Raw genomic sequence first — 19334 nt, 5'->3', positions numbered from 1 at the left:
GGTCAGCCCTTTGCCAGAACGAAGTCATGTTCCACCAGATAGAAGGCCTCATCAAATCCGGCTTCTTGCTGCGCTGCCCGGTCTTCGATCAGGTCGAATTTGGCCATCAGGCTCTCTTTCACGCCAAAGACGGCGTCGGAGTTGATATAGGGGTCATCCGGGTCGAAGATGTGGGTGGTCAGACTCTCAAACCCATCAGCCTCGAGGATGTAATGGAAATGCGCGGGCCGGTAGGGGTGTCGGCCAAGGGAGCGCAGCAACTTGCCCACCGGGCCATCATCCGGGATCGGGTAGAATTTCGGCTTTACCGCCCGGAAGCTGTAGGTGCCATCAGGGCCGGTGCGAAAGACGCCGCGCAGGTTGAAATCGGGTTGGATGCCCTTTTGCTGCACATCGTAAAACCCCTCGTCATTGGCCTGCCAGACGTCGATCTTGGCATCCGCGACCGGGGTACCGTCCGTGTCGAGGATCCGGCCCCTGACCAGCATCGGCTCACCCTTGCCATCAAGGCAAATATTCGACCCCATCGGCAACTCTGGTGCCTCAGCCACGTGGAAGGGGCCAAGCACCGTGCTTTCGGACGCGCCGGAAGGTTTGCGGTTGTTGATCGCATCCACCAGCATGGAGACGCCCATGATGTCCGACAGCAGGATGAACTCCTGCCGCCAGTCATCGCAGGTGTGCCCCGTTTCCGTCAGGAACATGATGGTCTTGAACCATTCCTCCTGGTTGGGCTCCATTTCCTTGATGGCGGCGTGGATGTGTTTCACCAGGATGTTGACGCAATCGCGCAGCCGCTCATCTTCGGCCTTGGCGTTGCGGGCGGCAACAACCTCGGCGCTGGTTTCCTCGGTGAAGTAGCCGTTTTCGTGTTCATCAAACATGGTGTTACTCCGCTGCCATGGAAGCCGCAGCACTGCGGCCGAAAATTCGGGAAAGCACCCGGCGCAATTCGCCTTTGGGATCCGAGGCCATTTCCTCGGCACGCCAGCAGACGTGATGGTCGGGACGGACCAGGATACAGCCGGAATCGGCAACTTCCGATGCCCGCGCCCAATCACCGGTATGGTCTGCGTATTTACGCCGCGGTCCGATCAAGCGCACCGTCAGCTGCAGGCCGAACTCGGCGGCCACGTCTTCTGCGGCTTCCTCCCAGGCCTCGCCACCGATGCCGGTCAGCAGGGTAAAGGCGCCCTTGCCGCACAGGTCGAGGGTTGAAAGCTTTTCGCCGGTGCCGTGGTCAAACACCCAGACATGCGGCAACCGAGCGCCCGGCCAGGTGGTCGGCTGATAGTGCAGTTCCGCGTCCAGCTCGAATGCCGGTTCCATCTGCCCGTCGGTGACCACGGCATCGGATTTATAGCGCTGGTTCATTTCCACCCCATGGGCGTCGAACTCGTACTTCTTGAAAGCAATCGCCTCGCGGATGGCTGCGCGCTGTTTTTCCGCCTCGGGCGTGGAATCGCAGCGAGCAGCCACGCTGGACCGGATCTCCTCCAGGCCGACGCTACCGGTCATGCCAAGGGTTTCAAAGATTGGGCCGAATTCGCTAATCGACTGATTTGCGCGGGTTACAATCTGCTTGGCAACCGGCGCGCGCTCGGCGGTGTAGCTGTCCAGCAGCACAGGCGCGGCCTGGCCATTCAGCACCGCGGCCAGTTTCCAGGCGAGGTTGAAACTATCCTGGATCGAAGTATTGGAGCCAAGCCCGTTCGACGGCGGGTGCCTGTGTGCCGCATCACCCATGATAAAGACGCGGCCATTGTGCATTCGAGGCGCATAGGCGTTGTTCACGGTCCATGTGTTGGCCGATATGAGGTCGATTTCTAGCTCCGGGTCGCCGACCAGCTGCCGCGCGACCTGTGTTGCCATCGCCTCATCCACAACGGGTGCGGGTTCGTTGATGTCATACCCCCAGACGATCAACCATTCGTTCCAAGGCCGCACCATGCGCACCAGCCCCATGCCGATACCCCCCACATCGGCGCCGGGCTGCATCACCCAGTAGAGCACGCTTGGCCGGTGAGCGACATATTTGGACAGATCCGCGCGGAACAGGATGTTCATCGACCCGCCGACGCCCATCTTGCCTTCGATCGCAAGGTTTTCGTTCTGCGCCACCAGCGAGTTGCCGCCATCGGCACCGACAAGGTATTTTGACCGGACCGTGAATTCGCGGCCCGACAGGCGGTCGCGGCAGGTGGTGGTCACGCCCTCTGCGTCCTGTACATGGTTCAGATACTCGGTGCTCATCCGGGCTTGGGTGCCGCGCTTGCAGGCGGTGGAAAACAGGATCGGCTCCATGAAGGTTTGCGGCAGGTCATTCATCATCGTCGGGCTGGACAGCAGGTGCTCGGCCTTTGACAGAGGGTGGTTGCCCCAGCTTTTCACCCGGCCGATCTCCTCCCCTGCAAGGCTTTCGCAAAAGACATTCTCGCCCATCAGGTCCTGGTGGGCCGCATGCATATAAGCCTCGGCTTCGACATCCTGCCCCAGATCGCGCAGCACCTCCATCGTGCGTTGGTTGGTGATATGGGCGCGGGGGGTGCTGGCCAGCCAGCCGTAGCGGTTGATCGCCATATTTGCGATGCCGTAGCTTGACAGAAGCGCCGCTGTTGCGGAGCCCGCAGGCCCGGTGCCGATGATAAGCACGTCGGTTTCGATCTCAGCCATGATTAATCCTCCTTGAGTGTGCCGCCGTTCAGACGCCGCTGAACGGGAAAAAGTTGAATGCCGGTCCGGTCGGAGAAAAGCCCCCATAGGCCACGAGGGGCCAGGAGCATGACGGCGATTCCGATAAGACCAAGCGTGAACAGATACCAGCTGCCAAAGTCCGCCAGCAGCGATTGCAATGCGAAGAAGATGAGTACGCCCAGGATCGGGCCCTCGATGGTGCCGATGCCGCCGATCACCACGATGAATATCACGTAAGCCGTCCAATCGGTCACGCTAAAGGCGGCATCAGGGCTGATGCGGGCTTTCTGAACATAGATAAGCGCCCCTGCAAGCCCGGTGCCAAAGCTGGCGGCCAGGAACACCATCCATTTGATCCGGCCAGCATCAACGCCAACGGATTTCGCAGCCTCCGGATTGTCGCGCACGGCTGAGAGCGCCAGGCCGCGGCGCGAGCGCAGAAGCGCATAGATTGCTGCGATAACCACCACCGCCAGCAGCAGCGCCAACCAGTAGGTGAGGACATCGCGCGCGGCGGCGCTCTTCACATCTAACGCGGATTTGATCCAGCCGGTGGCCCACATCTCGCGGGTCGCGCTGCGGGGCAGAGAGGTGCCGGTGCCACCGCCGAGTGATTTAACCTGCGCAAGCAGCAGCCGCGCCACCTCGGCCAAGACCCAGGTGCCGATGGCGAAATAGGCGCCTGCGAGTCGAAAGGCGAAAAAACCCATTGGCACCGCAAGGGCGGCCGCCGCCAGCCCGCCCAGCAGAATTGCAGCGATCGGATCGATGCCTGCAATGATAACGCCGCCGAACATCGCATAGGCGCCAATGCCGACAAAGGCCTGCTGACCAATGCTGACTAGGCCGCCGTAGCCTGCGAGCAGGTTCCAAAGCTGTGCCAGCACCAGCATGGTCATTATGAAGAAGAGATCCTGGATCAGCCCGCGCCCGGCAAAGAATGGCAAAACTGCCAGCAGAAGGACCGCGCCGCAGGCCAGCAGGCCGAACAGGTCGGACGCCCTTGTCCGAGTCGTTACGCGGAGCGGTGCCGTCGCAGGAAGTGCCGCAGATTGGGCCAGAGAGTGTGTCAGATCAGCCATCAGTCCACCGTCCTTGGAAACAGCCCGCGCGGCTTCATTAGCAGCACGAGGAGGAAGGCCAGATGTCCGGCCAGAATTTGCCACTCGGGGTTGACCGCGGCACCCATCGTCTGTGCAACACCGATGATGATGCCGCCGGCCAGAGTGCCCCAAAGGCTGCCAAGGCCGCCAATGATCACGGCCTCAAAGGCATAGATCAGACGGGCAGGTCCGATCGCAGGGTCGAAATTCGCCCGCATGCCCAGGTAGAGCGCCGCCAGCGTCACCACCAGCATGGCTATTGCTGTGGCCGTGGCAAAGATACGCCCGGGACGGATGCCCATCAGGCTTGCCGTGACCGCATCATCCGAAGTTGCGCGGAAGGCACGACCCAGCCCGGTGCGGTAAAACAGCTGGTTCAGCCCCACGATCACCAGGACGGCCGAGGCAAAGGTCAGGAGCGGCAATACCCCAATGCTGAGATCGCCCAGCTTCACCGAGGCGGTGGAGATCGCCCCCGCCGGCAGGCGCTGGCTATCGGCGCTGAACCCTTCCAATAGGGCATTCTGCAGAGCGATGGACAGTCCGAATGTCACCAACAGTGGCGGCAGGATATCTGTTCCCAGCGTTCGGTTCAGCAGGTGCATCTGCAGCAGCCAACCAGATGCGAACATCACCGGTGCGGCCACCAGCGCCGCCACAATTGGCGGCAGTCCCAAAAGCGTTACCAAGACAAGGATCAGGTAGGCTGCGCATACAATCAGGTCGCCATGTGCCAGGTTCACCAGCCGCATGATCCCGAAAACGAGGCTGAGACCAGCCGCAAAAAGCGCATAAAGCCCGCCCAGCAGGATGCCCTGCAGTATCGTGTCGACCCAGATCATGCGGCGGCTCCAAAATAGGCTGCGTGGATATCTTCGCGGCGCAGGTCGCCTGGCTTCCCTTCAAGGGTGATGCGTCCTTCCATCATGCAGCAGACCCGGTCAGCGGCTGCCATTGCCTGGCCGATATCCTGCTCCACCACGATCAGGCTGGCGCCGCTCTGCTGGATTTTCGGCACGGCGGCATAGATGTCGCGGATCACCACCGGCGCCAGGCCGAGGCTGATCTCATCACATAAAAGAACCTTGGGGTTCGACATCAACGCGCGGCCAATGGCGACCATCTGCTGTTGCCCGCCTGAAAGGGCAGTGCCGGGGCTGTGCCGCCGCTCCGCAAGGATCGGGAACAAGTCGTAGATCGCCTCAAGGCTCCAGTATCCTTGAATCTTGCGCCCATAGCTACCGATCAGCAGGTTCTCTTCGACAGAGAGAGATGGAAACAGTTTGCGCCCCTCCGGCACCATCGCAAGACCCAGAGGCATGATTTGATCAGCGCTGAGCGCCCCCACAGGCCGACCCGCCAGATGCACCATTTTGGGGGGCGATGGCAGTATACCTGCCAGCGCCCGCATCAGGGTTGTTTTCCCCGCTCCGTTGGCGCCGATTATGGCAAGGGTTTCCCCTTCGTCCAGCCGCAGGTCGATGCCGAAAAGGGCCTGAAAGTCACGGTAATGGGCGGTAAGGCCGCGTGTTTCCAGAATGGGCATCAGACACCGGCCCCCAGATAGATCTCCCGGACCTCGGCCCGGTTCATGATGTCGTCAGGCGCGCCGAGGCCGATCACCTTGCCGAAATTTAGCACCAAAAGCCGCTCTACCACCGAGGTGAGCGCATGCAGAACATGCTCGATCCAGATAATGGTGACGCCGCGCGCATGGACGCTGCGGATGGTGTCAACGAGGGACAGGCATTCGGCCTCGGTCAAACCGCCGGCGATCTCGTCCAGCAGGAGCAGCTTGGGATTGGTCGCGAGGGCGCGCGCCATTTCCAGTCGCTTGCGTTGCAGCAGAGCAAGCCCGCCCGCCGGTTGATTGGCGGCCTGCAGCAGCCCGCATTGGCCAAGTATGCGAGCGCAGTCGGCCTGCACGTCCCGTTCGGGGGCCTTGCGGCCATGGGTGGCGGCGACCAACAGGTTCTCGAATACAGTCATGTTGTCGAAGGGCTGCGGCACTTGGAAGGACCGGCCAACACCCGCGAAACAGCGCTGCATGGCGGGCGCTTTGGTCAGGTCATGCCGATCAAACCGGATGGTTCCTGCGTCGCTGCGCAGATTGCCGGTAATGAGATTGAAAAGCGTCGACTTTCCGGCGCCATTGGGCCCGATAATGCCGAGCGCCTGGCCGGCCGGAACTTCGAAGGTGACGTCATCAGCCACTTTCAGCTGACCGAAGCTTTTCGATACGTTCTGCAACGAGAGAAGGGTCATGTCAGCAGCTCCACCCGCTCTATCGCGCCGATGCGGCAAAGCGCGGTTCCTTTCAGCATCATGAGATGGGCTCCATCACGCCGCCCACCGGCACCTCGGGCGCGGTGGAGTTGTCAACGATCACAAGGTCATAGGTGCCGCTTTCCGACAGTCGCCATTGGCCGCCCACAAGTGGTGTCTTGGCCACATTCGCCTGCGCAAACGACGGCAAACCAGTGCCGTCAAAGGCGATACGCCCGACGATAGAGGCAAGGTCGGTGGCGGCGATGGCGCCGGATACCGTATCGGCATCAGCGGCATCGTCTACGCGGGACATCACATCAGCGGCCATCTCAAACAGCGCATGGACAAAGCCGATCGGCTGGGTCCACTGCCGTCCGGTTGCGGCGGTGAAACCGTGGGCAAGACCAGCTGCAGATTGGCCGGTCAGCGAGGAGCTGAACGGATGGTTCGGGGACCACCAGACTTCAGAGCTGAGATTGTGGCCGGCATCCCCCAGGGTTTCGACCGCCTGCGGGAACAGGACCGCCTTGCCGATAGAGGCAGCCTTGGGGGCAAAACCCTGCTGTTTGGCCTGGGTCCAGAAGGTGGTGAAATCTGGTGGGATCGGCACCCCGGTCACAATTTCTACTTTGGCCTGTTTGAAGGCGTTGATCTGGGCAGAAAAATCATCGGTCAGGTTCTGATAGCGCCCCGGGTCGGTCAGGCGGTAGCCACCCTGCTCCAGCACCGGCGGGAAGCCCAGGACCGGGTCGCCCCAGGCATTGCCGTCGCCATCGTTAGGGTACAGCGCGCCGACGGATTTATTGGTGTCAAGCTGGCTCCACATGGCGTTGAAGACCGCGACGATGTCCTCCAGCCCCCAGAAGAAGTGATAGGCATAATGAAACCGTTCCCACGAACCGGGATCGCCGGGGTTGCCCTGCTGGCCAGCAAACCACGGCTGCCATGGGGCGACGCTGGAGATGCAGGGGATTTCCTCAGCCTCGCAGGTGGTGGCAACCGGGTTGGTGGTTTCCGGTGTGGAGGCGACCAGCATCAGGTTGATCCCGTCATCCACGATTAGCTCGCGCGCCACATCCGCCGCACGGTTCGGGTTCGACTGGCTGTCTTTGACGATGACTTCAAAATTCTGACCTGCTTCGGTTGCGGCGAAACCGTCGAGGATGAACCGGTCAGCTTCGGAGAAGGCGGCGAGCGGGCCGGATTGCGGACTGACATAGCCCAGTTTGATTTTTGCGCCCCGGGCCAAGGCGGGCGCGGCGAGGCCGCTTGTGCTCAGCAGCCCGGCGGCGGCGCCTGTTTTCAGCAATGTTCGGCGGGTGATCATGGGGTCTCCTCCCTGGTGACAGCTCTTGGTTCAGATAATCGGCGCGTCTCCTCCCCAGGCGCGCGCCAGCAGATCCCGGATGCCGGATCGGGTGATTTCATTCGGGTTCCAATAGGGGTTCTGCACTGCAAGATCGGCAGCGCGGTCCAGATCGGCCTCCGCCAGTCCGAAGTCGCGCAGGGCCATCGGTGCGCCGTGATCCTTGGCAAATTGCCACAGGGCGGTTGCTGGATCAGCACCGCCAAAAATTCCGGTGACGGGGGCCAGCAAGTCCGGCACGGCAGCGGCGTTATAGGCGGTGGCATGCGGCAGAACGATGGCATGGGTTTCGGCATGCGGCAGGCCAAAACTGCCGCCGAGCGTATGGCAAAGCTTATGATGCAGCGCCATGCCGACTTGGCCTAGAACCGTGCCGCAGGCCCAAGCGGCCTGTTGCGTGGTCAGCCGCGCTTCCAGACCGGCCGGGTCCTCCAGAACCCGCGGCAGGGCACTGGCAAAGCTTCGCAGCCCCGTCAGCGCCAGTTCAGTCGACAGGGGATTGCGGTCCTGCGCATAGAGCGCCTCGACGGCATGGGCCATTGCATTGAGCGCACTGGTCACAGTCAAAGGCACCGGAAGGGTTGCCACCAGTTCCGGATCATAAAGCACCGTGGCAGGGCGCAGGTTTTCGTCGGTTATCGTGGTTTTCACCCCGGTCTCGGTCTGGCCGAGGATCGGTGTGCATTCGCTGCCGGCATAAGTCGTGGGCAGGGCAATCTGGGTGACGCCGCTGCGCAGAGCCAGCGCCTTGCCAAGCCCGATGGTCGAACCGCCTCCGGCCGCCAGCACAGTGTCCGCACCGACATCTTGTAGATGGGCCAAGGCTTCCTCGGTCACCTCGACCGGCGTGTGCATTGCGGCGCGGCAGAACACACCTGCCGCCTTGGCGCCCAGCTGCGCCGCCAGCTCCAGCCCGAGATCCGATTGATGCGGTGTGGTCAGCACCAGCACGCGATTGGCATCCAACACAGACACATGACGGGCCAAGGCGCGGTGTAGTCCCGCCTCAAAGATGACGGCCTGATCTGATCCGTATTTTGCAGTGTCGAACATGCCGGGTGCCTCCAAACCAGGTGTGACACCAATATGATGGATAATTTTTCGAACTTGATCGAACTTAAGGGCGTTAATATAACCTTTCGGTATGAAGATTGATCCTCGTCACCTTGAATTGCTGTTTGCTATCGTTGATCGCGGCGGGTTGACTGAAGGGGCAGAGCTGCTTGGCAAGTCGCAACCCAGCCTGTCGCGATCCCTTGCGATGCTAGAGGAGCGCGTCGGCGCCCCCTTGTTTGAGCCTGGAAAGCGCCCGCTGCAGCCGACCGAGTTGGGCCTTGCCCTGGCCGAGGAAGGCAGGAAGGTCTTTCATGCAGTGCGCCGCAGCGGTGTGGTTCTGGAACAATTCCAGCGCGGCAAAAGCGGCGCAGTGCGGGTTGCCGGCACGCCGGTGTTCCTCGACGGGGTGATCTCGCCCATGATCGCGGAGTTTCAGATGGGCTACCCGGGTGTGCGTATCGACCAGAGCTACGGCTACCCAGGCGACCTGATACCGAAGCTCAGGGAAGGGATCCTTGACCTGGCCATTCTGCCGATGCGGCAGGCGTCAATTCCTGAGGGGTTTTTCTTTGACCAGATCCTGCCCGGGCGCAACGTCATCGCCTGCCGGGCTGGGCATCCGCTGGTCCGGCGCGGGGCAGTTAGGTTGCCAGAGATTGCGCAGTACTCCTGGATCGCGCCGCCGGCAGACAGCCCGCTGTATCACGATCTGCGCGCTGTGCTTGAAGGGATCGGGGTCAAGGACTTCAAGGTCAGCTTCTCCGGCGGCTCCCTCAGCGCTGTGGTGAGTATCCTCACTGGATCCGATGCGCTTACGGTGCTGCCATTTTCCGTCGTGTTCATGATGCGGCGGCTGAAGTCAGTGAGCGCGCTGCCGATCCGCATTGGCGATCCGGACCGGCATCTGGGTATACTTTGCAATGAAGCACAGCCGATGCGCCCCTCGGTCAAGCGGTTCGCGAGCTACATCAGGGGCGAGTTCAAGACCCTATCAAGCAGCATCACTCGCGTGGGCCAGGATGCAGTCTGGCGACCTTGAAGTGCCAGGTGTTCAGGTGGCGGCCCTTTTCGAATTGCCAAGCGTCGGCCCAGTGGCGGCAATGGCCGATGACTTCACCGGGCCGACGCCTAGGATCGTGCACGGCTGCTGGATGCGGGCTGCAAACCGACGACCGCACTCGCAGCACCTCATCGTCGCGGCACGTCACCTGTGAGCTAGAATGCCAACCAGCCCTAGGCATTGAAGAACGGTTCAGACCCACCCTTGGTCGATGACAGGAATGCGCATAAACCGGGTTTCCGCGGCACGCGGCCGTATTTCGACAGTCAATCCCGAGCTGTGAATTGATCCGCGAGCCATGCTTTTACGGATTCGATTGCCAGGGTTGGGGGAATGCCCTTCGGTTGAACGAACCAATAGGCGTGACTTGCTTCCAGAGAAATATCGAATGGTGCGATCAGCCGCCCGGCGGCGATGTCATCCGCCACGAGCAGCGACCGTCCTAGGGCGACGCCCTGGCGCTCTACGGCGGCCTGCAGGATTGCACCATCGTCGCCGAGGCGTGGGCCGGGTGGCGGCGGGCTCTCGCAGCCGGCCGCCCTGAACCAGGCAGGCCAGTCTTCGGGGATATCGCCGCAGAGCAATGTGGCGCGGTAGAGATCGTCTGGTGCGTTCAAATCTAGCGTTCGCTGATAGTCCGGTGAACAGACCGGACGCACGGTTTCGGTCCCGAGCTTCAGCGCCTCCAGATCATGCGCGGGCGACGGGCTATAGCGGATCGCGGCATCGACTCCCTCGGCCGCGAAATCCACCAGATGCCGTGAGGCCGTGATGCGCAGGTCGATTCCGGGGTTCTCCGCCAGAAAGGTGCCAAGCCGCGGCGCAAACCAGCGTGCCGCCACTGAAGGCAGCATCGACAATGTGACGACCTGATCGGAACGCCGCGCATCGGCCACGGCGGACCAGGTTCTGGACAGGGCGTCGGACAACTGACCGGCAAGACGCTCTCCCGTCGGTGTGACGGTCAATCTCGCACCTTTTCGAACGAACAGGGCGACACCGAGGGTTGCCTCCAGGTCCGAGACCTGTCGCGACACGCCGCTTTGCGTAATGCCAAGCTCTTCGCCAGCCGCGGTAAAGCTGCCATGGCGTGCGGCGGTCTCGAACACCTGCAGGGATCTCAAAGGCGGTCTGGCATGAGCAGAAGGCATGCTGGTCCTTATGTTTTCTCATTTTGGTGAACTGTCGCGCGAAGGTAGCATGATTTTAACTCAAGCAACACAAAGCACTTAACATGACCGACCTTCCTTCCACCAAAACCGCTACCCTCGACCTAAAACGACATTTGCCGGACTTGCCTCTGGTCATATGGATGGTCCTTCTGACGTTGGCTCTGGGCTTCGCGGGCGGCATGGGGGCAGATGATGTGATCGCGAAAATCAACACCGGCTTCGGCCGCGCCCTTGGAGAATTCGCGCTGATCCTGCTGCCCTCCTTCACGCTGGCCGCGGCTCTGTCGCAACGCAATGTCGGGTCCGCGGGGGCGGGCCGGACGGCGGCGCTGGCCTCACCGCTGGCGGGGGGTGGGATGATCTGCCCCGATACCGCCTATGCCGCGCTGTCTCCGGCGGCCGGTCGGTTGAAGCTCGACGTGGCCTTCGGATCCTATGCCGGGTTCAAGCTGCTCTATCCCGCCGGTCCGCTGATCGTGGCCACGGGGCTTGGCATGACCGGCGCGGCCGGAGCCGAGCCCGTGACGCTGCTGATCTGCGGTGTGCTGTTGACCCTTCCGGTGTGGGCCGCCGGCGTGATCTGGGGCCGCTTCGCGCGCGTGGATTCGCGCGCAGGTTCCAAAAGGCCTGCGGATGCCGCGGCCGGAACCCTTTTGATCACCTTTGCACCTTTCCTTTTGATGACGGGACTTCTGATCGCGGGCGGCATCATCGGCAGCACGCGGTGGGGACTTGTTGATTTTCTCCTCCTGCCTAAGGGGGCATTGACCGCCGCTGCAGTCTTGGCCCTGCTGCAAACGCCATCGGGCGCGCGGCGCGGCTGCCTCGACAGCGCCGTGCGAAGGACAGGCTCACTGCTGCTGGTCATCGGCGCGGCCAGTGCCTTGGGTGCGGCCTTCACCGGGCTGGTGACGCTGGACGGGCTGGTCCCCCGCGGAAGCGGGATGCTGACCCTTGTGGCCCTTTTTGCGCTCACGGTCCTGTTCAAACTGGCACAGGGATCGTCCATGGCCACATTCGCCGCAATCGCGCCGGTCGCCGCCCCCATCGTGATGACAAGCGGTGTGAACGGGATCGCCGCCGTCTTTGCGATCTGCCTCGGATCCTTCATCGCGATCCTGCCCAATGACAGTTTCTACTGGCTGGTCCGCCGGGATGCGCTGGAAACCGAGCAGAGCGAAGCACGCGTGATCCGTATCCTGACAGGCGGGGCGGTCGTGCAGGCTCTGGTGGGCATGGCCGTACTGCTCACAGCCTTGGCCATATGGCCATGACACCGATGACTTTTTGCGCACCAGCCCCGGCCGACGGGCTGGCGGCGGGGCACGCGTCGTTTCGCCACCCCCCGCACGACCGGGGCAGTTTGCAGGCCGGTTCCGTCAATGAACGGGGGGCGGCTCTTCTGGCCGAAGATAGCGTTGGCATCGCCGATTGGGCCGGGGTTCGCCCGACCTTCGCGCGCGAGGTCTGTCGCGGCGTCGGGGAGGTTTCGATCTATGTCACGGCGAACCGTCATGACCAAGGAATCGGCTGCCGGCAACTAGACAATTAACTGCACCGGCCCTTGCGTAGGAGCCGACGGACCACTGGACGCTGGTTGCGCAGGTGCCCCCCCGAGATCACCGCCAGCCTTGCCCTTCACCAGGCCGCGGGCTTGCGTATCGTGGGCAAGCGGAAGAGAGCTGGACTGATGCGCTATTGGCCAATTGCGGGCCGCTGGCGCAGACTGATGCCGGTTTCTCGGCGCTGCGCCGCCGCATGGCAGCAGTGAGCACAATGTATGCACCGGGTGCTGTGTGCAGCTGAGATTTTGGCGTGGCTTGCGGAAGTCGCTGATTTGTATACGACCTGTTTGTCGACCCGCGAGCCATGGCCATTGTGGGGTATGCAGGCTCCTTGATCTCATTGTTAACTAGATCGGTAACAATCATTTGGGCTCTCAGTTTCTGGGGACTTTAGATCGCGCCCAAAGCCACATCTCTGTTGACCGCGTACCTAGTGCCGTAGCGCAGAGCGCTTCAGGCTGTGCGGCCAATTTGTTGGCAATACGACCGCAGCCTCGTTTTGCGGCAAGCCTGCGACAACGCCTCGAAGCCATGGCCCTAATCTAAGCGCACCCCTATGGTGTGGGTGCATCAGAATGACATTGACGGCCTGCACCAACAGCATCCACAGATAACCGTTGCCACGTTTGCTGATCCGGCCAAGATTTGTCGGTCCATCGGTGCTGAACGGGTGCGGCGCAAGGCCAAACCAGGTGGCGAATTCCCGACCACGATTACATACCTCGCCCTTATCAATGGCGGCGATAATGGCTGTTGAGATAAGCGGACCAATCCCCGAAATGGTCACAGTGTTAGCACTGTTTTTTCAGACCGGCTGATCTCTTCGATCTGCGACGAGATCGCTTTGGGCCACTCGGAGAGCCAGGGGAAATCGCTGTAGAGCCCCTCAAAATTGAGTGCATGTGTGATGAGATTTCGTCGCGTCGGTGTTCAATGACCGCCTCAAACGAGCACTGATTTTATGTCGTCCCGAGTGCCCAGTGATTCCTTGCTTAAAAGAACGCGCGGATTTGACTGATCGTGGCGGTGCGGCGTGCCATCAGCTTGGAGCGAACCCGGTGCAGCGCCTGTAGATTCAAACTGCTTTTCCTGTGTGCAGAAGTCCGCAAGGCCTAGCTTGCCGGGTGAAGCAGCCGACACATCCCGTTGATGATCGATGCTGCATGACGCACGAATGATCGCGATTTAACCTTGCCTTAATTCCGTGTCGCCGCGACGGCAGAGCAAAGCAGTAGCTGGTCCTCCACAGGGAATTTGCCGTACAGCGACGTCTCTCTTTGCCGAAAGGTTCGTGATGATTTCATCGCTCTGGAGGAAGCTGCCGGCTCCAAGACGCTCAACTGAACGCCGCAAAATTCGCCCCATAGGCGAACAGAAACTCTTGTCGGCACAGAAAGCGAAACACGCCCATCCCCCTGGCTTCAAAACTCTGAGAATTTCGCGAATGGCAGCAGGCCGATCCTCAATCGTCTCCAGTGCCCACAGGCAAGTTACAAGGTCGAGGCTGCCGTCTGAAATGGGGATCCGATCCATCGGCGCTTTCACATGCGTGACCGGCAGATCGTTGGAGTAACTGAGCATCCGGCCGGAAACGTCGAGTAGCGTAACGCGATGTGGCACAAGTCCATCATCGATCAGACGCCGAATGAACCGCCCCGTGCCGCAGCCGACATCCAGCATTTCGGTGTTTGGTCCGATGAGCGCACGGACTGCGCCCTCAACGGCCGCTTGAGCCTCTCCTCCTGCGTACCTGAGCCATCGGGCATGGCGGCGATCGTAGTCTGGCGCGAGAGCGTCGTAGAGATGTCCAACGGAGGCGCCCGAAGGCCTATGGCTTTTGGCAACCTCATGTCCGATTTTTGGGGGCTTCACAAAGTTAGGCCTGTCCAAGAGTAGCGACGCAACAAACTCAGGAACCATCGCCAAGAACTTTCGCCAGGTAACCCACTGACCACCAGGTCTGCTGCGCGCAGATTGGTCCGGCACACCCCTTCAGGTGAAGCTGGGCGCGGCCGACTGGCACCACCTTTCCTTTGAACACCCATCCGTTCTGTGGACTTCTTAGTCGTCCGACCCACTTCTGACCATCAAACTCAAGGTCAGGCATAATGATTTCGCCAACCTCGGCATGCGGCATCTCATCGGCATCCCACAGCCAGACAAGCGTACCGCACCGCCTGTCCGGAGACGCCTTACAAGGATTGAACTCAATGATGGCCGCAAGCCCCGGGGCTGCATACCGGCCTTTCAGATCTGCAGCGAGCGCGCCGCCGGCTCCCAAACCGAGAAACAGGACGAAGAGCACGGCGCCCAACCGGACGGAGCCGACTGAAACTGCCTTTCCAACCGCCTTGAAGGCGTCGAGATAGGCCGGATGCTCTGTGCCCATCCAGCGGTCCCACCATGTGAAATAGAAGCCTAGGTTCTTGCCCGCACAGGCGTGATGCATGTCATGATGCGTGACCGTGGTCATCCAGCCGAACAGGGGGCGTCCGTCCCCTCGTGCGGGGAACACCTCGTAGCCGCAGTGAGCAAGGGCGTTGCGCAGCATCATGTGCGTGACAAAGATCAGAAGCGCCAAAGGATGGGCTGGCAGCACGAGCAGGATCAACGGCAGGTAGATCCCGTTCACAACGGCCTCGCCGGTATCGAAGCTGTAGGATGTAAAGGGCGTCGGGCGGTTCGAGCGATGATGCAGACGGTGGAACCGGCGGAAGAGCGGAGGATAGTGCAACGCCCGATGGGTCCAGTAGAACCACGCGTCGTGAAGGACGTTCAGAAGCGCCGTGCTGACCCAGAAATACGCGATCCCGTAGTCTGAGACGTGCGGATACACCGTCATTGCGCCGCTTCGGGCCCCGAGGGCAATCACCGTCCCGGTTGCCGCGAAAATGGCGACAGTGCGCAGGCTAGCGCGTATCTCGCGGGACATCTGGCCTGCGGGGATCTTTCGCTCACCGATTTTCTGGCTCGCAAGCTGACGGGACATCGCGAGATTGATTGCTAGGAAAACGCCTCCGGCACCGAGGAAGTAGCGTAAAAGATCTCCCCCAAACACGTCGACGTACAGCGACAGAAGCCCCTTGGCGGCATCGAGAATCTGGTTCATTTGTTCACTCCAATGTTTGTTTGAGACTTGGACCTTTCCGCATCCGCAGCGCGCGCCGATTTCTGAAATCGCCTAGGAAATCTCGGAATCGGCCGGCATTTTTCAGAATTGATCAGCGACGCCGTGTTGACGGCTTGACGTCCCGCATGTGTCCATGTGGCATGAATGAAACCTGGAGCATAATTGATGTCAGCCTGCGCGGTGGCACAGTCGCGATCCTGTTGGCATGCGCGATAATCTTCTCAATTCGGCTCATGTTATCTCGAAAATCTGTATCGGTTGCCGCGTTCTGTGTTGGGTTGTGCTGCTATCTGTTTGTGTCGTCCCCTCACGTCCCGGTGCCAGAAGGTTATGCAGCCGTCATCCTTATTGGGCTGGCAGGGCTAGTTCCCGTCCTAGGCTACTGGGCATCGCACGAGCTTTTCGTCGACGAGGTGAGCTTTGCACGGTGGCAAATTGCGGTCGCGCTCGTTGTGATCGTCGGCGCATGGCTTCCGTCGTCGGTGCCCTTTGCGGACCTCGCGCGCGGCATCGCGGTTATCATCCTGTTCAGCCATCTCGCGATCGTGGTCGCCGCGAGCGGAACACATGATCTTGTTGAAGAGCGTCGACGATTTCGAAAGTGGTTCCTGTTGATGATGGCGGCAGCGGTTATCGTGATCACCGGCCTGGAAGTTACCGGGAAAGATGACGACCTCCCGAATTGGGTGTTCGCGATCCATGCCGCCGCCTTTGTTTGTCTCGCGATGGCGTTCCTGGTGTGGGCGGTTCGACCCGTTTCGGAGGTTTGGCCATCGAAGCCTGATGCGTCAAATCAGACCGCCCACAAGTCACCCGGCGACGAGATCTTGGCTGGTCGAGCAAGAGCCGCGATGGAAGCGGGACTCTGGAGGGAGGAAGGCCTCACCATCGCGCAACTCTGCGCGCATCTCGAAACCCAAGAACATCGCCTCAGACGTGCGATCAACAAAGAGCTTGGGTTCCGCAATTTCCCGAGTTTCGTGAACAGCTATCGTATCGAACAAGCGAAGCACATTTTGACCGATCCGATGAGATCAGACTACCCAATTCAAAGCGTCGCCTACGACGTAGGCTTTTCGTCCATCGGACCATTCAATCGAGCTTTTCGGTCTTTGCAAGGTATGTCGCCCACGGAATTCCGCAAGCGAAGTCTGATCGACAGCGTATCGAGCAAGTAAATGGACCCGTGAGATATGATGAAGTCCTCTGAGTTATCCCAGAGAGTCGACAGAACAGGGGCTTCGTATGGCGTTGTTCACGTCGCGTGGTAGCGTGATGGTAACCAGCAATGACATTAACCGCATCGACGGACCGGCTCATCGAGAATTCGTAAGCGACCGTTCGCCGCTGAGCTATTTCGCGCCAGTAGATTGGTTTTCGCCGCGCTGGGTACGAATGTCGAGTTTTGGCTGGCTTGCACCGATCTCCACTGACCAGTGGCAGGTTGGTGCTGATTTCTCAGTGCGGACCGCTACCTGGCAGCAGCTAGCCCCTTTGACTGCGCTCCAGCACACGGCTACATCAGATTAATGAAAATGCAATTGGCTGGCGATAGGGGCTTGCCGGTTGAGGGGAGTATGAATGGCAGACAATCTGATCGCTGGAGAATGCCTTTGTGGTGTTGTGCGTTTCCACATATCGGGAGCTTTCGAGAGCTTTTTCCTGTGCCACTGTTCCCGCTGCCGTAAGGACAGCGGTTCGGCACATTCTGCGAACTTGTTTTCGACCACTGCCACGGTCACTTGGCTATCAGGTGAAGAAAGTATCAAGACGTTTCGGCTCTCCGGTACGCGCCACACAAAGAGTTTCTGCTCTGAATGTGGGTCCGCGCTGCCAATTGCTCTGCCTGAGCTCGGTTTGCTTGTGGTGCCGGCAGGCTCGCTCGACAGCCGGATAGACATACAACCCAACGCGCACATCTGTTATTCCAGTCGCGCGAACTGGGACCATGACCTGACCTCCATCGAAAAGATCGACGAGCTTCCCAGCTGAAGTGGCACGCCAATGATTTAACTCGGGAGTCACCTAGACCGCACGGCTGCGAGCGACAGCTCCGTCCGCCGCTTGATCAATGCCGCACGGTGCTGGGATCGGCGACATGCCTGAAATCCTCACCGATCGCGAGCTTACGCTGCTTCATGAATGCGCTTAGGGGCAAATGCAGCCGCAAATTAACATCTCTGGCAAGTTTCATGACCCTGAAGGTACGGTAGAATTTGACGTGTACCTATTTGTGCTGGGTGAGACGAGCCGGTACGGCATCGTGGCAGGCGACCTTCTGCCGATGCGCGGGACCGCAAAACGTGTGACGCGCTGGACACGGTAGATGGAAACAGCTGGTTGGTTTCAGAGCAACGCGTTTGTCTGTCTCTGCAATACGTAACCCATCAAACAACGGTCTCCGTATGGTTCGCACGGAGCAAGTTGCCGCCAGGTAAAAGGCAATAAAACTGTCTTTTGCAACCATCTTACGAGGTATGCGCAGCATGTAATCCTGCTTTGACTGTGTCGTCGTGTGCAAAATTGGCTCGGATTAATTCACCGGATTATAGTGATGCACGACACTTCTTCCCTCACATGTCGCCGCCAGGCTCCGACATTGGTGCAGGCGCAGCGAACTGAGGGTTCATCCCGCTTAACCGCTCCCTCTGACGGCGCCCTCAGGTATTTTGATCAAATTATTTGCCCGCAAGGGAAGGGATAGGTTAAGTCTCTGGCAGAACACTCTGCCGCGCCTTGGTGGGGGGATGTCCCGTAGATCGCGGGCGCACTGACAGGAGAGCCCATGACACCGCTTGCAGGTTTGAAGGTGGTCGAACTGGCCCGTATTCTCGCAGGGCCATGGATTGGCCAGTCGCTTGCCGATTTGGGGGCGGAGGTCATCAAGGTCGAGAGCCCTGAGGGAGATGATACCCGTCGCTGGGGTCCGCCCTTCATTGAGCGGGAGGGTGATAAAACGGCGGCTTATTACTATGCGGCGAACCGGGGTAAGTCCTGCGTCACCGCAGATTTTCGCACCGAAAAAGGCAAACAGACGGTGCTGGAGCTGATCCGCGATGCCGACATTCTGATCGAGAATTTCAAAGTCGGTGGGCTGGCGAAATATGGGCTGGACTATGACAGTTTGAAAGCGGTCAATCCGCGCCTGATCTATTGCTCGGTCACGGGCTTTGGTCAGGATGGCCCCTATGCGGCGCGGGCGGGCTATGATTTCCTGTTGCAGGGCATGTCCGGGCTGATGTCGATCACCGGCGCGCCGGAGGAGGAGCCGCAGAAGGTGGGCGTGGCGATCACCGATATTGTCACCGGTCTTTACGGCACCATCGGCATTCTGGCGGCGGTGGAGCAGCGTCATACCACCGGGCGCGGGCAGCATATCGATATGTCGCTCTTGGACTGTGCAACGGCTGTGCTGGCCAATCAGAACATGAACTATCTGGCCACCGGCACCAGTCCGACGCGGATGGGCAATGAGCATCCCAATATCGCGCCTTATCAGGTGATGGCAGTGCGCGATGGGCATGTGATCCTTGCGGTGGGCAATGATGGTCAGTTTGCGCGGCTCTGCGCGGTGCTGAATATGGCGGGGCTGGCGGATGATCCGCGATTTGCCTCCAATCAGCTGCGGGTGGCCAACCGGAGCGATCTGACGCCGATGCTGGCGGCGGCGCTGGCGCAGTGGGGGCAGGCGGATCTTTTGGCGGCGCTGGAGGCTGCAACTGTCCCTGCGGGACCAATCAATACCATCGGGCAGGCCTTTGACGACCCGCAGATCAGGCACCGCCAGATGCAGATCGCGCCGGAAGATGTGCCCGGTGTGCGGGGCCCTTGGGTGTTTTCCGATGCGGAGCTGGCCTTGGAGAAATCGGCACCGATCTTGCCGGTGGCGCAGGGTATGTCGCAGGGAGACTAGAATGTCG

At 60.5% G+C, this 19334-nt stretch carries 17 protein-coding genes and 1 pseudogene; 6 read left to right on the top strand and 12 right to left on the bottom strand.

Annotation, left to right across the window (positions count from 1 at the left end; translation table 11 throughout):
* Window positions 1–2: 2 nt before the first annotated feature.
* The 8 genes from phaeop14_RS12620 to phaeop14_RS12585 are packed head-to-tail and all read right to left on the bottom strand — an operon-like array spanning window position 3 to window position 8484.
* Window positions 3–884, bottom strand: coding sequence for an intradiol ring-cleavage dioxygenase (locus phaeop14_RS12620; protein WP_096789736.1), 882 nt, complete (start codon window positions 882–884; stop codon window positions 3–5).
* A 4-nt stretch (window positions 885–888) separates the two neighbouring features.
* Entirely contained in the window at window positions 889–2673 is a 1785-nt protein-coding gene (locus phaeop14_RS12615) for an FAD-dependent oxidoreductase (protein ID WP_096789735.1), read from the bottom strand.
* Window positions 2674–2675: 2 nt separating this feature from the next.
* Window positions 2676–3776, bottom strand: a complete 1101-nt coding sequence (locus phaeop14_RS12610; RefSeq protein WP_052465620.1) for a branched-chain amino acid ABC transporter permease — start codon at window positions 3774–3776, stop codon at window positions 2676–2678.
* Window positions 3776–4639 (bottom strand): branched-chain amino acid ABC transporter permease, encoded by an 864-nt coding sequence (locus phaeop14_RS12605; protein ID WP_096789734.1) that lies wholly within the window; start codon window positions 4637–4639, stop codon window positions 3776–3778. The genes phaeop14_RS12610 and phaeop14_RS12605 overlap by 1 nt, the downstream gene beginning before the upstream one ends.
* Window positions 4636–5343: an ABC transporter ATP-binding protein gene (locus tag phaeop14_RS12600; protein WP_096789733.1), complete on the bottom strand. Its 708-nt coding sequence runs from the start codon at window positions 5341–5343 to the stop codon at window positions 4636–4638. The genes phaeop14_RS12605 and phaeop14_RS12600 overlap by 4 nt, the downstream gene beginning before the upstream one ends.
* On the bottom strand, window positions 5343–6101 hold the full coding sequence (locus tag phaeop14_RS12595) for an ABC transporter ATP-binding protein (RefSeq protein ID WP_338090127.1): 759 nt from the start codon (window positions 6099–6101) through the stop codon (window positions 5343–5345). Before phaeop14_RS12595 ends, phaeop14_RS12600 begins: the two co-directional genes overlap by 1 nt.
* 19 nt (window positions 6102–6120) lie before the next feature.
* A complete protein-coding gene (locus phaeop14_RS12590) occupies window positions 6121–7392 on the bottom strand; it encodes an ABC transporter substrate-binding protein (RefSeq protein ID WP_040175514.1) in 1272 nt (423 codons plus the stop codon).
* Window positions 7393–7422: 30 nt separating this feature from the next.
* Window positions 7423–8484 carry a maleylacetate reductase gene (locus tag phaeop14_RS12585; protein WP_096789732.1) on the bottom strand — a complete coding sequence of 354 codons (1062 nt, stop codon included), beginning with the start codon at window positions 8482–8484 and terminating at the stop codon, window positions 7423–7425.
* Window positions 8485–8575: 91 nt separating this feature from the next.
* Between phaeop14_RS12585 and phaeop14_RS12580 the strand changes: the two genes are divergently transcribed.
* Window positions 8576–9526, top strand: a complete 951-nt coding sequence (locus tag phaeop14_RS12580) for a LysR family transcriptional regulator (RefSeq protein ID WP_096789731.1) — start codon at window positions 8576–8578, stop codon at window positions 9524–9526.
* 287 nt (window positions 9527–9813) lie between these two features.
* On the opposite strand, the gene phaeop14_RS12575 is transcribed toward phaeop14_RS12580, so the two are convergent.
* Window positions 9814–10656: a LysR substrate-binding domain-containing protein gene (locus tag phaeop14_RS12575; RefSeq protein WP_158524472.1), complete on the bottom strand. Its 843-nt coding sequence runs from the start codon at window positions 10654–10656 to the stop codon at window positions 9814–9816.
* A 203-nt stretch (window positions 10657–10859) separates the two neighbouring features.
* Here phaeop14_RS12575 and phaeop14_RS12570 point away from each other — a divergent pair, with 203 nt between their 5' ends.
* Both phaeop14_RS12570 and phaeop14_RS12565 read left to right on the top strand, forming a co-directional pair.
* Window positions 10860–11993, top strand: a complete 1134-nt coding sequence (locus phaeop14_RS12570) for a GntT/GntP/DsdX family permease (protein WP_096789729.1) — start codon at window positions 10860–10862, stop codon at window positions 11991–11993.
* Window positions 11990–12271, top strand: coding sequence for a GNAT family N-acetyltransferase (locus phaeop14_RS12565; RefSeq protein ID WP_123580074.1), 282 nt, complete (start codon window positions 11990–11992; stop codon window positions 12269–12271). Before phaeop14_RS12570 ends, phaeop14_RS12565 begins: the two co-directional genes overlap by 4 nt.
* 403 nt (window positions 12272–12674) lie before the next feature.
* On the opposite strand, the pseudogene phaeop14_RS19885 reads toward phaeop14_RS12565, so the two are convergent.
* From phaeop14_RS19885 to phaeop14_RS12550, 3 genes and pseudogenes are all read right to left on the bottom strand, one after another.
* Window positions 12675–13372, bottom strand: a pseudogene (locus phaeop14_RS19885) (transposase); the annotation flags it as partial.
* Window positions 13373–13469: 97 nt separating this feature from the next.
* Window positions 13470–13964, bottom strand: a complete 495-nt coding sequence (locus phaeop14_RS12555; protein ID WP_158524513.1) for a class I SAM-dependent methyltransferase — start codon at window positions 13962–13964, stop codon at window positions 13470–13472.
* 229 nt (window positions 13965–14193) lie between these two features.
* Window positions 14194–15393 carry a sterol desaturase family protein gene (locus phaeop14_RS12550; protein ID WP_096789726.1) on the bottom strand — a complete coding sequence of 400 codons (1200 nt, stop codon included), beginning with the start codon at window positions 15391–15393 and terminating at the stop codon, window positions 14194–14196.
* A 161-nt stretch (window positions 15394–15554) separates the two neighbouring features.
* On the opposite strand from phaeop14_RS12550, the gene phaeop14_RS12545 reads away from it, so the two are divergent.
* The 3 genes from phaeop14_RS12545 to phaeop14_RS12535 all read left to right on the top strand — a co-directional run bounded on the left by phaeop14_RS12545 (window position 15555) and on the right by phaeop14_RS12535 (window position 19327).
* Window positions 15555–16592 carry a helix-turn-helix domain-containing protein gene (locus tag phaeop14_RS12545; protein ID WP_158524512.1) on the top strand — a complete coding sequence of 346 codons (1038 nt, stop codon included), beginning with the start codon at window positions 15555–15557 and terminating at the stop codon, window positions 16590–16592.
* 403 nt (window positions 16593–16995) lie between these two features.
* On the top strand, window positions 16996–17406 hold the full coding sequence (locus phaeop14_RS12540; protein WP_096789724.1) for a GFA family protein: 411 nt from the start codon (window positions 16996–16998) through the stop codon (window positions 17404–17406).
* 793 nt (window positions 17407–18199) lie between these two features.
* Window positions 18200–19327, top strand: coding sequence for a CaiB/BaiF CoA transferase family protein (locus phaeop14_RS12535; RefSeq protein ID WP_096789723.1), 1128 nt, complete (start codon window positions 18200–18202; stop codon window positions 19325–19327).
* Window positions 19328–19334: the final 7 nt, after the last annotated feature.

The organism is Phaeobacter piscinae (genome assembly GCF_002407245.1).
GTDB classification, from domain to species: domain Bacteria; phylum Pseudomonadota; class Alphaproteobacteria; order Rhodobacterales; family Rhodobacteraceae; genus Phaeobacter; species Phaeobacter piscinae.
Note: the sequence above shows the minus strand (reverse complement) of the source record. Positions and strands in the feature narration are given on the sequence as shown.